Annotated in this window: 9 protein-coding genes; all 9 read right to left on the bottom strand. The window is 61.6% G+C overall.

Going from position 1 to position 13,921, the window contains the following annotated elements:
- Positions 1-52: 52 nt before the first annotated feature.
- A complete protein-coding gene (locus tag RAD15_RS00435) occupies positions 53-1,105 on the bottom strand; it encodes an NAD(P)-dependent alcohol dehydrogenase (RefSeq protein WP_458173288.1) in 1,053 nt (350 codons plus the stop codon).
- Between the two features lie 837 nt (positions 1,106-1,942).
- Positions 1,943-3,658, bottom strand: coding sequence for a PHA/PHB synthase family protein (locus RAD15_RS00430; RefSeq protein ID WP_458173286.1), 1,716 nt, complete (start codon positions 3,656-3,658; stop codon positions 1,943-1,945).
- A 69-nt stretch (positions 3,659-3,727) separates the two neighbouring features.
- Entirely contained in the window at positions 3,728-5,104 is a 1,377-nt protein-coding gene (locus RAD15_RS00425) for a sigma-54-dependent transcriptional regulator (RefSeq protein WP_458173284.1), read from the bottom strand.
- Positions 5,101-6,963 carry a sensor histidine kinase gene (locus RAD15_RS00420; RefSeq protein ID WP_458173282.1) on the bottom strand — a complete coding sequence of 621 codons (1,863 nt, stop codon included), beginning with the start codon at positions 6,961-6,963 and terminating at the stop codon, positions 5,101-5,103. The genes RAD15_RS00425 and RAD15_RS00420 overlap by 4 nt, the downstream gene beginning before the upstream one ends.
- A 7-nt stretch (positions 6,964-6,970) precedes the next feature.
- On the bottom strand, positions 6,971-7,975 hold the full coding sequence (locus RAD15_RS00415) for a cytochrome d ubiquinol oxidase subunit II (protein ID WP_458173280.1): 1,005 nt from the start codon (positions 7,973-7,975) through the stop codon (positions 6,971-6,973).
- Complete coding sequence (locus RAD15_RS00410) at positions 7,972-9,363, bottom strand: cytochrome ubiquinol oxidase subunit I (protein ID WP_458173278.1); 1,392 nt, start codon at positions 9,361-9,363, stop codon at positions 7,972-7,974. Before RAD15_RS00410 ends, RAD15_RS00415 begins: the two co-directional genes overlap by 4 nt.
- Positions 9,364-9,429: 66 nt before the next feature.
- Positions 9,430-10,752, bottom strand: coding sequence for an NAD(P)/FAD-dependent oxidoreductase (locus tag RAD15_RS00405; RefSeq protein ID WP_458173276.1), 1,323 nt, complete (start codon positions 10,750-10,752; stop codon positions 9,430-9,432).
- Positions 10,753-10,802: 50 nt separating this feature from the next.
- Positions 10,803-13,079: an NADP-dependent malic enzyme gene (locus RAD15_RS00400; protein WP_458173274.1), complete on the bottom strand. Its 2,277-nt coding sequence runs from the start codon at positions 13,077-13,079 to the stop codon at positions 10,803-10,805.
- 66 nt (positions 13,080-13,145) lie between these two features.
- Complete coding sequence (phbB, locus tag RAD15_RS00395; RefSeq protein ID WP_458173272.1) at positions 13,146-13,871, bottom strand: acetoacetyl-CoA reductase; 726 nt, start codon at positions 13,869-13,871, stop codon at positions 13,146-13,148.
- Between the last annotated feature and the right edge of the window lie 50 nt (positions 13,872-13,921).

The following is a 13,921-nucleotide window of genomic DNA, read 5'->3' as shown; positions in this document are numbered from 1 at the left end:
GAGTTCCATCGCGAGCAAGTGCATACCCGCGATGGATCGGGTTGGATCGGGCTCAGGGAATAAGAACCGCACGTCCGTGAATTTTTCCGGCGTTGAGATCGTGCAAGGCCTTGTTGGCATCCGCGAGGCGATACTCGGCCGTAGCGAGTTCGACCAGACCTCGGTCTGCAAGCGCCATCAACTCGGTCAACTCGGCCCATGTCCCGACCAGATTTCCGATAATGTTCTTCTCGGCAATCACCATGTCGACGGTCGGCACCCGAATGTCCTCACCATAACCGACGATGTAATAGCTTCCCATCGGGCGGGTCATTGCCAGGCCCTTCGAGGTCGTGCCCTTCTCGCCGACGAAATCGATCACCGCCTCTGCACCATTTCCAGCAGTCAGGGCCAGAACGGCCGCTACTTCGTTGCCGTCGGCCTTCACGAGGTGATCGGCGCCTGATTTTTCGGCTAGTTTCAACGATCCTTCCGACTTGTCGACGACAACAATGTCGGCCGCACACATCGCTTTAAGGCACTGGATTCCAATGTGGCCCAACCCACCCGCACCGATGACGACGCAAAATTCGCCCGGCAAAAGATGACGTGTGGCTTTCTTGGCTGCGCGATACGCCGTGAGGCCCGCGTCCGCGTATGGCGCGACCTCTTTTGGTGCAAGGGTCCGCGGCAGAGGGACAATGTTCCGCTCCGAGGTGCAAAGGAATTCTGCATAACCACCATTGCAATCGAGGCCAGGAAATGTGCCGGCACCGTGCATGTCGAAGCCCCGGCGACAGGCCAGACACGTCCCGCCGGTGATCTTCGGATGGACGATCACAGGATCGCCTTTCTTCAGTCCCTCGACTTCCTTGCCGACTTCCTCGATCCAGCCGGCGTTTTCGTGTCCCATGATCAGGGGCAGCAGCTTGTCGCCGGTCGGATCCATGTGCGGCTTCCACACGCCTTCGACGATATGGAGATCGGTCCTACACACGCCCGCACCGCCGATGCGGACGATGACGTCTGTCGATTTCGTCAGCTTCGGATCAGGCACTTTTTCTTCGCTGACCCAGCGCTCACCGGAAAGCTTTTCGTCATACGCTCTCAGTACTTGGGCTTTCATGTTGTCCTCCTTCCGCGGCGAACTTCATGCTCGCCATCGCCGGGGCGGCTCAGCATTTTTCGTGCCAGCGGAAATGGCTCGAATGTCGCAACGCACCAAGGAATGCGTATGCAAATGCCTTTCAGCTCGATCCGAGCATGTCAGTGAATTCCCCCCTTTCCGTCACCGCCCTTGCAAATTCGTCGACCGCCGCTCGATGAGGGGCTGAATATCTTCTCGCGCGTCAACGCCCTTGAGCACGCGATCCCGGATCGCGGGAATAAGGCAATCGCAACTGCCCCGCCTGCTCGTCATATTTCGCAGCATGGCGCGATGACGGAGAGGGTGGGACCCACGATTCACGGCCGTGGTGCTAAATCGGATGACCACCCGGCCACCCTCAGGCGGGAGCGCACGCAACGGCGCTGTGAAAGAACCAAACCCATGCTTCAGGTCAGCCGAACACGCACGACGTCTGGTCGCAGTTTCGAGCCCTGGAGGACCCCAATTGCTCGGTGATCTTCACCAGCTTCTGCCTTCACTGTTGTTCTTGAATCTCTGGGCGATCGGCCGAGCGTCCAGCTCCGCCGAAGCGCTCCAAGTTTGGGGGATGACGTCCCCAGCTTCCGCTGCGTGAGCCTCAGGCCGTTCACGCTTCTCCTGACATCCGCCCACTTCCAAAGATGATCGCCGACACTGGCCTACAATAGATCGTTCTTGATCTCCCGGTGCACACGCCGCCTTCTAACTCATTGAAACGCTTTAACTCTCGCTCCAATCCATCACGGGCCAGTTTGAGCCAACTACTGAAAGGCCAATCGAACATGGTCCGCTCGGCCGCACCAATCTGCCCTGCCGTCAGCTCGCCCTTTCCTTTACATACCTGCCTGGTGCGGCCTCGCCCGGAGGGTAGAGGTTGCTGCCGAGCTGGGTCCGCGCCGCCAGCTTGTCTTGCGCCCATGGTTCGAGCCAAGCGATCCAGTCATTCCACCAACTGCCCGGCTTCTCCTGCGCGGCGGCAAGCCACGCCCCGGGATCTTCGTGCCGATCGTTCGACAACCAATAGCTTCTCTTGTTCTTCGATGCGGGATTGATCACGCCGGCAATATGTCCGCTGGCGCCGAGCACGAAGCGAACGTCGCCGCTGAACAGACCAGTGGTGCGATAAGCGGATCGCCAAGGCACGATGTGGTCTTCCATCGTCGCCAGGACATAGGCGGGTACATCGACGCGGCCCAGATCGACTGACGTACCGCACATCATCAACCTGTTTGGCTTCCGGAGGTTGTTCTCCAGGTACATATTCCTGATGTACCAGCAATACATCGGGCCCGGCAGGTTGGTGACATCAGCGTTCCAGAACAGAAGATCGAAGCGCTCGGGCGGCTTGCCCTTGAGATAATGATTGACCACGTTCGGCCAGATCAGTTCCTTCGAGCGCAGCGTCTGGAACACGAAACCAAGCTCCGCGCCCCGATAGATGCCGTCCCGCCCGATCGTCTGTTCGCGCAGGGCCACGCTCTCTTCGTCCACGAACACACCGAGGTCGCCGGGCTCGCTGAAGTCGAGCATGGTCGTCAGCAAGGTCGTGCTTGCGACCGTTTCGTCTCCTCGCGTGCGCAGAAGTGCGAGCGCCGAGGACAGGATGGTGCCTCCGACGCACCATCCGACCACGTTGACCCTGTCGGCGCCCGAAATCGATCGGGCAATTTCGATGGCCCGCATTGCGCCTTTCTCTACGTAGTCGTCCCAACCGAGATGCCCGCATGACGCATCGGGATTGCGCCAGGAAACCATGAAGACCGTCAAGCCGTGCTCGACCGCAAAGCGGACAAAGGAATTGGTCGGCTGAAGGTCGAGAATATAGAACTTGTTGATGCAGGGTGGAACGATCAGCAGCGGCCGCGCAGCCACCTGCTCGGTCGCCGGTTCATACTGGATGAGCTGAAACAATTCATTCTCGAACACGACAGCACCTTTCGATGCCGCGACGTCTTTCCCCACCTCGAACGCCTGCTCGTCCGTGATCGTGAGGTTTCCACGGCCGAGATCGGTCATCAGATTGCCCAGACCGGTGGTCAGGCTTTGGCCCTCCGTTTCGGTCGCGAGCTTGATGGCATCAGGGTTGGTGACGACGAAGTTGGTCGGGCTCATCGCCTCGACAAACTGCCGCATGAAGAACCGCAGGCGATGCTTCTCCTTCTCGTCCAGATCGAGCGCTTCGACCATTTCAATGCAATAGCGCGAATTCAGGAGATAGCATTGCTTGAGCAAGCTATAGAGCGAGTTGTCGCGCCATTCCGCGCCATTGAATCTGCGATCCCCGCGCGCGGGCTCGACCGCAGTCACGCTCTCGATGCCGGCGCTCGACTTGAAAGCATCTTCCGCGAGCACATAGAGGCGGCGCAGATACTCGGCCTGGAGCTCCGCAATCCGCGACGGCGACTCCATTATCGACCTCGTCTCCGCATCGCCGGTGGCGACGGATGCCGAGGCCCACGACCGCCACAGGCTCGCCCCCGCCTTCACGAAGGCATCGACGAATTCGTCTGGCATGTTGAACGGACGGTCCATGTTACCCTCACTTGAACGACGCACAACGTATTGGTTATTTCCTGCCCGAGACCGCTCCAGCCGGCAGCCTCACGTTCCACCGCGAAAACTCGCACCTTCCCTGATGCCGTCCACGTTCACGGCAAGACGCTTGATCTTGTCGTACAGGGTCTGCTTTGGCAGGCCGAGGAGCGCCGCGGTTGCCTGGACATCGCCCTGCTTGCGGCGCAACGCGTCCTCGATGATCGATCGCTCGATGTTCTCGAGCTGGCGAGGCAATGACCCGTCAGAGCTCCCGAGCCCGGACTTGTTGATGGTTTTGCCGTCGAGGACACCAAGCACGAAGCGGTCGGCGACGTTGCGAAGCTCGCGGACGTTGCCCGGCCATGAATAAGCCAGCAAGGCAGACGTTGTCTGCTCATCGAGGATCGGCGCATCGCGCTCGAACCTCCGGGCGGCTTCCAGCGTGAAATGCTCGAACAGGAGCGGAATGTCTTCACGGCGCTCGCGGAGCGGCGGCAGCTCGATGAAGGCGACTCCGAGGCGGTAATAGAGATCCGCCCGAAACAGCCGCTTCTCGCTCAACTCCAGCAAGTTCGCCTTGCTTGCCGCCACGACGCGGCAGTCGACCGAGATCGGCTTGTTCGAACCAACGCGCTCGATCAACCGATCCTGAAGCGACCGCAACAGCTTCACCTGCACGCTGAGCGGCATGCTCTCAATTTCATCGAGGAACAGCGTTCCTCCGTTGGCGTATTCGATCTTGCCGATGCGCTGGCGCGTGGCGCCGGTGAAAGCGCCGATCTCGTGACCGAACAGCTCGCTTTCGACGAGCGATTCCGGCAAGCCGCCGCAGTTCACCGGGACATAATTCCCGCTACGGCGCCCGCTGTGATTGTGCAGGCAACGCGCGACGACGTCCTTGCCGGTGCCGGTTTCACCGTAAATCGTGACGTCGACATTGGTCGCGGCCAACGTGGCGACCAGTCTGCGCACCTCCTGGATCTGCGGCGAGCGCCCGAGCAGGCTCGCCTCGATGCCTTGGCGGTCGGCCAGGGCAGATCGCAGCGAACGCACCTCGAGGGTCAGCCGCCTCTTCTCGGCGGCCCTGCGAACCACGGACACGAGCTGCTCCGACGAGCACGGCTTCTCGATGAAGTCGTACGCCCCGTTTCGCATGGCCTGCACGGCCATCGAAATATCGCCGTGGCCGGTGATCAGTATCACCGGGAGCTCCTGATCCAGCCGGCGCAGATCGGTCAGCCAGTCAAGACCGCTCCTGCCTCGCAGGCGCACGTCGCAGACGACGATGATCGGCCGATCCGATCTGACGGCAGCATCAGCGGCCTCGACCGACGTGAAGCCGGCGACGGCAAAGCCGGCAAGCTCGAGGGCCTGGACGCCGCCGATCCGGACGTCGTCGTCGTCCTCCACGTAGATCACGCCGATCGACTGCTCATCGCTCATGCCGGAATTCCTGCTGTGTCGACCAGTGGAAGAAGCACGACAAATTCGGCGCCGCGCGGCGCGAGATTTCGCGCCTGCAGTTCGCCGCCAAACGAGCGTGCAATGTGATTTGACAGCATCAAACCAAGACCGAGACCTTTCCCGGCGGGTTTCGTCGTCACGAAGGGTTCGAACATCCGCTGAAGGACGTCAGGCGCGATCGGTGGGCCGCTGTTGCTGATGGCGATGCGGACGCGAGGGCTAAGCCCTTCCTCTCTACTCACCCGGATCGCAATCGACTTCTGTTGCACCCCTTCCAGAGCATCCAGCGCATTCGCCAGGATGTTGCACAGGAGCTGTTCGAGCCGGATCTGATCCGCGACGACGCGGAGACCGGGCTCGGCATTCGTAGAGACATCGACGCCGCTTTCCTTGATCCGCGCTGCAACGATCTTGAAAGATTCGGCCAGAGCGTGTTCGACAGACACCGCGTCGAGAGGACTGTTCGATTTATAGGCGAAGACGCGCAGCTGGCCGGTCAGGCGGCCCAACCGGCGAACCAGTTCGCCGATCCGCGTGAGATTGCCGCGAGCATCACCGATCTTGCCGCGGTCGACGAGCAGAATTGCGTTGTCGGAAGCAGTCTGCAAAGCCGCAAGCGGCTGATTTAATTCATGCACGATACCGGCCGACATCTGGCCGAGGGCCGCGAGCTTGCCGGTATGCACAAGTTCGTCTTGCGCGGATCGCAGCTCAGCGGTTCTCTCCTGCACCCTGATTTCGAGGCTATCGTTCGCGGCTTGCAATGCCGCCTGGTTGGCAAGGCGCTGCCTGAGCTCCTTCCTGCGCTGCTCGAAGAGCCCAAACGCCAGCAATGCCGCAACCCCGGCGAGCCCCGAGAAGCCGCCGATGGCGATGGCCGTCTGCCGCATCGGCCTTTCGTCGCCGAGAAGAATGAGTCGCCATTGATTCCCGTTCAACCAGCGCTCATCGAGGCTATAGGTCCAGCCATCCTCAGCCGCGACCCGGTCGGCGCCGGCGAGATACGTCCAGCCGAGTGGCTTGAGCTCGGAGTTTCCGTACGGCTTGGACCGCGCAATATCGTCGCGAACTTCAGACGACAATGGCGCGATGGGACGAAACCGCCATTCATCCCGAGAGGAAAGGATCGTGACCTGGCGAGCGTCGATCAGGACCAGATCGCTCGCCCTGTCGCGCCATTCGCGCTCCAGCGACTCGAGATTGACCTTGACCACGGCCACGCCCTTCGTCTGCCCCCCCTCCTTCAGAGCATAAGACAAGTAGTAACCGGCCCGCGAGCTCGTGATGCCAATTCCAAAGAACGCGCCGCGGCCGCTCGCAAGAGCATCGGTCATGTACGGACGATAGGAGAGGTTCATGCCAACCGGCGTGCCCGGCTGGTCGAAATCGGCGGCGGCCAATGCTTCGCCGGAAACGGCCAGGACGTAAAGGTTGTCTGCTCCCGCAAGAAGGTTGATCGACTTCAGGTACAAGCTGACCGCGTGCTGCAGTGCGGGATCGGTGGGATCGCCCAGCAACCGAAACACGTCAGGCGACGTCTCCAGCAGCGACGGCAGGTATTCAAATCGGGAGAGGTAACCATCCAGGCGCGCGATCTCGACAGCCAGCCGCTGTTGGGCCGTGGCATGCAAATCGCCCAGCCCCCGGTAGAAAGCACCCGCATATCCAAGCCACGATGCGGCCAAGACCAGCACGAGCGCTATTGCGCCGCGAACGATCCAACCCGCTGAATGGGGAGCCACCGAGCCGGCTTCGGTGCGTTCCTTGATGTTCACCAGGGATGGAAGGCCCGTCATCTCATGAACCAAACAGATCCGAGGCGTGTCGACCGCGATCAACGACCCGTCACGCATAGTCCAACTCTATGGTTTTGCCCCGGAATACGCGATAGGAAAATCCGGTATAGGCGACGATGACAGGCACTGTCACGCACACGCCGATCAGGATGACCTTGAGCGATGCGGGGCTGCTGGCGGCCTGCCAGACCGTCAATCTGTCGATCACGACGAAGGGATAGATGCTATAGCTCAGACCCAGGAAGCTCAGGAAGAAGACCAGCACCAGAAGCGCGAAAGGCAACCAGCAGAGGCTGCTCCGCACAGCAGCAGAACCGAGCAGGAGACGCACCGCAAGCAGCGCGATCCCCGCTGTGATCGGGATCGATGCCACCGCGATCAGCGCAGGCAGGGTAAACCACCTGAGGCGAACGGTTTCGCTGATCCACGGCGTCGCCATGGAGATCAGGATCAGGCCGAGCACCATCGGGGGCCACGCGATCTTGCTCCAGGTGATCGCCTTCTCCTGAAGCTTGCCCTCGGTCTTCATCACCAGCCATGTCGCGCCGAGCAGGGCATAGGCCATCGGCAGGGCAAGCGCGATGGCACCGGCAAAAATCGGATAGTTCCAACCTTCGCCAAAGCCGCTGATGTAGCGGCCGAGCATCCAACCCTGGCAGAGCGAAGCCAACATCGAGCCGGCGATGAACAGCCGGTCCCACATCGGCTTACGATCGACCTTTCCTTTCACCCTGAAGTCGAACGCCGCGCCGCGGAGGATCAGGCCGACCAGCATCAGCGTGGTCGGCAGGTACAGTTCCGAGAGAACGAGACCGTGCGCCTTGGGAAAGGCGACCAGAAGGAGCCCGACGCCAAGGACCAACCAGGTCTCGTTCGCATCCCAGAACGGGCCAATGGAGGCAACCATGGTGTCACGCTCCTCGGGCGAGGCCCTGTGCATCAGCATGCCGACCCCGAGGTCGTAGCCGTCGCTCACGACATAAACGAGCAGCGACACTCCCATCAACCCGATGAAAATGAGAGGCAATGCCTCATCGAAGCTTATCGAGATCATGCGTATTCTCCGCTGCCCAGCTGCTGCTGCGGATCATCCGTCAGTTCTACCGGTCGGATCGCACGCAGCTTCTTGTCCGATGTTTCCGACATGTATTTCAGTACACCGACATAGGCCACGAGCAGCGCGACGTAGAGCGCGACATACACGCCGAGCGTCACGGCTATGTTGGACGACGGGACGCGGGAGGCGACATCGCTCGTCCGGACCAGCCCCGAGACGATGAAAGGCTGGCGTCCGATCTCCGTAACATACCAACCGGCGATCGTGGCAATCCAACCGGCGAAGGTCGTTGCCGCGAACAGCTTGAGCATCGATCGCGGCATCCGGGCGACATCCCACCTGCTACGCCAATATTTCCAGAGGCCGGTCCAGCTCACCAGCAGCATCAGGATGCCGGTTCCGACCATAATCCGGAATGCCAGGAACAATGGGAGGACAGGCGGATGGGCCGATTGGAATTCGTTGATCCCCCGGATCTCTCCATTTGGGTCGTGGCGCAGGATCAGACTTGCGAGCTTCGGAACCGCGAGCTCGAACTCGTTCGACCGCGTCGCGCTGTTCGGGATGGCGAACAGCAAAAGCGGCGCTCCGCGCGTCGTCTCCCAGACCGCCTCGACGGCAGCGATCTTCTGGGGCTGATGTTCCAGTGTGTTGAGTCCATGAAGATCGCCGGCCACCATCTGCGCAGGCGCGGCCAGCGCAGCCAGCACAAGCGCGCTCCGCAGGACGCGCGAAGCGCTGCTGTGTGCGACGCCCTTCAGGATCTGCCATGCGCTGATCCCGATCAGCAGGAACGCGCAGGTCAGCGACGATGCCAGCATCATATGAACAAAACGGTAGGGGAAGGAGGGATTGAAGACGATTTCGAGCCAGCTCCGCGCGTGAAATTCGCCGTTGACGATCTCGTATCCCGCCGGCGTCTGCATCCAGGAATTGAGAGCCAGGATCCAGAATGCGCTCATTAGCGTGCCGAGCGCGACGAGGCAGGTCGAGCCGAGGTGAATCATCTCGCCGACCCGCCGGTGACCGAACAGCATCACGCCGAGAAAGCCGGCCTCGAGGAAGAACGCGGTCAGCACTTCATAACCGAGCAGCGGACCTGCAATGTTGCCGACGCGCTCCATATAGCCCGGCCAATTGGTGCCGAACTGGAAGCTCATGGTGACACCGCTCACGACACCGAGCGCGAATGTCAGGGCGAATATCTTCGTCCACAAGCGATAGGCATTGAGCCAGTCCAGTTTCGCCTGCGGATCGCGAGCGCGCAGAAATTTCAGGCGGAAGAATAGCAGGACCCAGCCCAATGCGATCGAGATCGAGGGAAACAGAATATGGAACGTGATGTTTGCGGCAAACTGCACGCGCGCAAGGATCACAGCATCCATCAGCATCCCTCCCCGTTCGATACCGTCCCGTCACGGAACTGCAGCGCTGTCTGCCGTCGCGCGCAATCAATGCAGCTTCACATGCGGCTCGGTCCGCCGCGTGATCAGGCGCGCGAGCGTATCGAGCGTCACCTTCACGGACCCGTGCAGCGCATGTTCGTGCATCTTGTAAAGAGAGAGGTACATCATCCTGGCGAAGATGCCCTCGAAGACGAGATTACCGCCGACCAGAGCTCCCATCATCGATCCGACCGTGGAGAACTCGCCGAGTGACACCAGGGACCCGAAATCCCTGTAGTGATAGGGCTTGAGCGGCTTGCCTTCCAGCAAACGGGGAATCTGCGAATAGAGGTGCGAGGCCTGCTGATGCGCTGCCTGCGCACGCGGCGGGACATTGCCACGCTCGCCCCACGCGCAGGCCGAGCAATCGCCGATCGCGAAAATGTTGTCGTCGCGGGTCGTTTGCAGCGTCGGACGCACGACGAGCTGGTTGATGCGGTTGGTTTCGAGGTCAGCGATGTCCTTCAAGAGGTCGGGCGCCTTGACCCCCGCGGCCCAGACGATCAGTTCAGCTGGAATGGTCCGGCCATCGGCAAGGCTGACGCGGTCTGCCGCGACCGCCGAGACCTTGGCGCCCACCAGCACGTCGACACCGAGCCTGGCCAGCAGCTTCTCCGTCTCCCTCGAAACGCGCTCGGGCAGCGCCGGCAGAACCCGGTCGGCGGCCTCGATCAGCGTGATTCCGATGTCGTTCTGGGCATCGACCTGGTCGAGCCCGTAAGCTACCACCTCGCGCGTCGTCCGGTGGAGCTCGGCCGCAAGCTCGACACCCGTCGCGCCCGCCCCGATGATCGCGACCTTCAGTTGGTGCGCGCCCAGCGGCGAGGATTGCGCATGTGCTCGGATGCATGCATTCACCATGCGCTCATGGAATCGCTTGGCATCGACCTGCGATTCCAGCTTGATCGCGTGGTCGACGACGCCGGGCGTGCCGAAGTCGTTGTTCTGGCTTCCGATCGCAACGACCAGCACGTCGTAGTCGAAGGAGCGCTCGGGCGTGACCTGCCGTCCCTCGGAATCGACGTACTGCGCCACCCTCACCTGACGCCGCGTCCGGTCGATGCCGATCATGTCGCCAATACGATAGCGGAAGCCGTGCCAGTAGGACTGCGCGAGATAATCGACCTCGTGTGCTGCGATATCCATACTCCCGGCCGCGATCTCATGGAGCTTCGGCTTCCACACGTGTGTGCGGTTTCGCTCGATCAGCGTAACTTCGAGCTTTCCTCTTCGTCCGTATTTGTCGCCGAGGCGGGTTGCGAGTTCCAATCCTCCCGCTCCACCTCCGACGATCACGACCCGAGACTTGCCCGGCTGGGGATTACTCATGGTGGCCTCGACCGATCGCCTTCACAGCTCGCCAACCGCCTTTTCGTCGATCAATCCCTGTCCGAAACGACGTCCGCAATGGCGACGGCCGCCATGTTCACGATGCGGCGCACGGTGGAGGACGGCGTGAGAATATGGGCGGGCCTTGCGGCGCCGAGCAGGATACCGCCCACGGTCAGGCCCTGTCCCGCCGCCATGCGCAAGAGATTGTAGGAGATGTTGGCGGCGTCCAGATTCGGCATGACCAGGACGTTCGCCGGTCCCTCGAACCCGGAATGGGGAAACTCGTAGTCGCGAACCGACTGAGACAGCGCAGCGTCGCCGCGCATCTCGCCCTCCACCAGGAGATCCGGGGATCGCTCGCGAACAATGGCACGCGCCTCCCGCATCTTGCGAGCCTCCGGAATCGGGGAGCTGCCGAAGCTCGAATGCGACAACAGCGCCACCCGCGGCGTAATGCCGAAGCGCCTGACCTCCGCAGCCGCCAACAGGGCGATCTCGGCGACCTCCCCGGCAGTCGGATTCAGATTGCAGTGGGTGTCGCAGATGAAGAGCTGATGCTGCTGAAGAATGAGCATCTGCATCACCGCGAGCGTCCGCGTGCCCTCCCTGTGCCCGATCACGTTGCGGATGGCAGCAAGATGATCGGCGGTCCTTCCGATGACGCCGCATAGCATCGCATCGCCCACGCCCCTCTCGAGCAGGATCGAAGCCAGTACCGTCGCATTGCTACGTGTCTCGGAGAGCGCCAGCGCCGCCGAGACACCGTCGCGCTTCCTGTGCGCGTGATAGACCTCGGCGCATTTGGAATAGACCTGTGCATCGTGCGGATCGACGATCTCGCAGTCCTGGCCTGGCCTGAGCCGGAGACCAAAGGCCTTGATGTGCTGTTCGATCGTGGCCGGCCGGCCAAGCAGCAGCGGTCTCGCAATCTGCTCGTCGACAATGACCTGTGCGGCCCGCAGAACCCGCTCATCCTCCCCTTCTGCGAGAATGAGCGATTTTCCGCTGCCTTTCGCCAGGGAAAAGACCGGCTGCATCGCGTTGCCGGACTGGTAGACAAAACGGCTCAGCTTCTGCCGATAAGCGTCCATATCGGTGATCGGACGCCTTGCAACACCGGTGTCGGCCGCCGCCTTCGCCACCGCAGGCGCAATCATCTCGATGAGACGCGGGTCGAACGGTTTTGGAATGAGGTAGTTGCGCCCGAAGCGAAGGTCCTCGCCCTTGTAGGCGGTTGCGACCACCTCGGGCACCTCTGCCATCGCGAGGTCGGCGAGCGCGCGCACCGTCGCGAGCTTCATCTCCTCGTTGATGGTGGTCGCGCCGCAGTCGAGCGCACCGCGGAAAATGAAGGGGAAGCACAGCACGTTGTTGATCTGGTTGGGATAGTCCGAACGCCCGGTGCCGATGATCGCGTCTGGACGAACCGCCAGCGCGTCCTCCGGCATGATCTCCGGGATCGGATTGGCCATCGCAAAGATCAGGGGATCGCGCGCCATCTTCTTGACCATCTCAGGCGTCAGCACCTTGCCGGCCGACAAGCCGAGGAAGATGTCGGCATCCTGAATGATGTCATCCAGCTTGCGCGCCTCCGTCTTTACGGCATAGCGCGCCTTGTTGTCGTCCATGCTTTCGGTGCGGCCCGCATACACGACGCCCTTGGCGTCGGTCACGATGATCCGCTCGCGGCGCAATCCGAGGCTCACGATCAGATCGAGACACGCGAGCGCCGCAGCGCCGGCGCCGGAGCACACCAGCTTGACGTCCGCGATGTCCTTCTTGACCAGCTTCAGTCCATTCAGGATCGCGGCCGCTGCAATGATCGCGGTGCCGTGCTGATCGTCGTGGAAGACCGGGATATTCATTCGCTCGCGGAGCTTCTTCTCGATATAGAAGCATTCCGGCGCCTTGATGTCTTCCAGGTTGATGCCGCCGAACGTCGGCTCCATCCGGGCAATCGTCTCGACCAGCGCATCAGGATTCTCCTCGGCGAGTTCGATGTCGAACACGTCGATACCTGCGAACTTCTTGAACAGGCACGCCTTGCCTTCCATGACCGGCTTTCCAGCCAGCGCGCCGATATTGCCGAGACCGAGCACCGCCGTGCCGTTAGTGACGACGGCAACGAGATTGCTGCGCGCCGTCAGCACGTCCGCTTGCAACGGATCCGCGGCGATGACCAGGCAGGGCTCCGCCACGCCGGGCGAGTATGCAAGCGCCAGATCGCGCTGGGTGGCCATCGCCTTGGTCGGGATCACGGAGATCTTTCCCGGCGTTGGCAGACGATGATATTCGAGTGCGGCTTCCTTGAGATCCCGGTCCATCGTGTCCCTCGACTTGATTCCCTCGTTCGGGAGGCCGGTACGCGGCCTCCTTGCTATTGAGCGGCCTCAGATCATGTGCTGGCCGCCATTCGCCGATATCGTCGATCCCGTGATGAAGCCGGCATCGTCGGAAGCAAGGAACACCACTACGCGCGCGATCTCCTGCGGCTCGCCCAGCCGGCCGACCGGAATCTGCGGCAGGATGTTCTTTGCAACGACATCCGGATCGATCGCCTTGACCATTTCGGTCGCGATATAGCCGGGGCAGATCGTGTTGACGGTGATACCGGCGCGGGCGCCCTCCTGGGCCAAGGCCTTCACGAATCCGATGTCACCGGCCTTGGCCGCGGAGTAGTTGACCTGGCCCATCTGGCCCTTCTGGCCGTTGATCGAAGAAATGCAGATCACGCGGCCGAACTTGCGCGCGCGCATGCCTTCCCATACCGGCCGCGTCATGTTGAACAGCGAGTTCAAATTGGTGTTGATGACCGCGTACCATTGCTCTGGCGTCATTTTGTGGAACATGCCGTCCTTGGTGATGCCGGCGTTGTTGACCAGCACATCCACCGGACCGAGATCGGCCTCGACCTGCTTCAGGCCGGCGGCACAGGCGTCGTAGTTCGACACGTCCCATTTGTAGACGTTGATGCCGGTCCGGCTCTTGAACTTCGCAGCCGCCTCGTCATTTCCGGCATAGCTCGCGGCCACCTTGTAGCCAGCGGCCTTGAGCGCGATCGAAATTGCCTCACCGATACCGCGCGTTCCGCCGGTCACCACTGCAACTCTGGACATGATCCCCTCCTGATCCTGATCGGTTCAACCATTGCCGGCTCTCGGCCAGC

The sequence above is a fragment of the Bradyrhizobium sp. 14AA genome (assembly GCF_054185205.1).
Note: the sequence above shows the minus strand (reverse complement) of the source record. Positions and strands in the feature narration are given on the sequence as shown.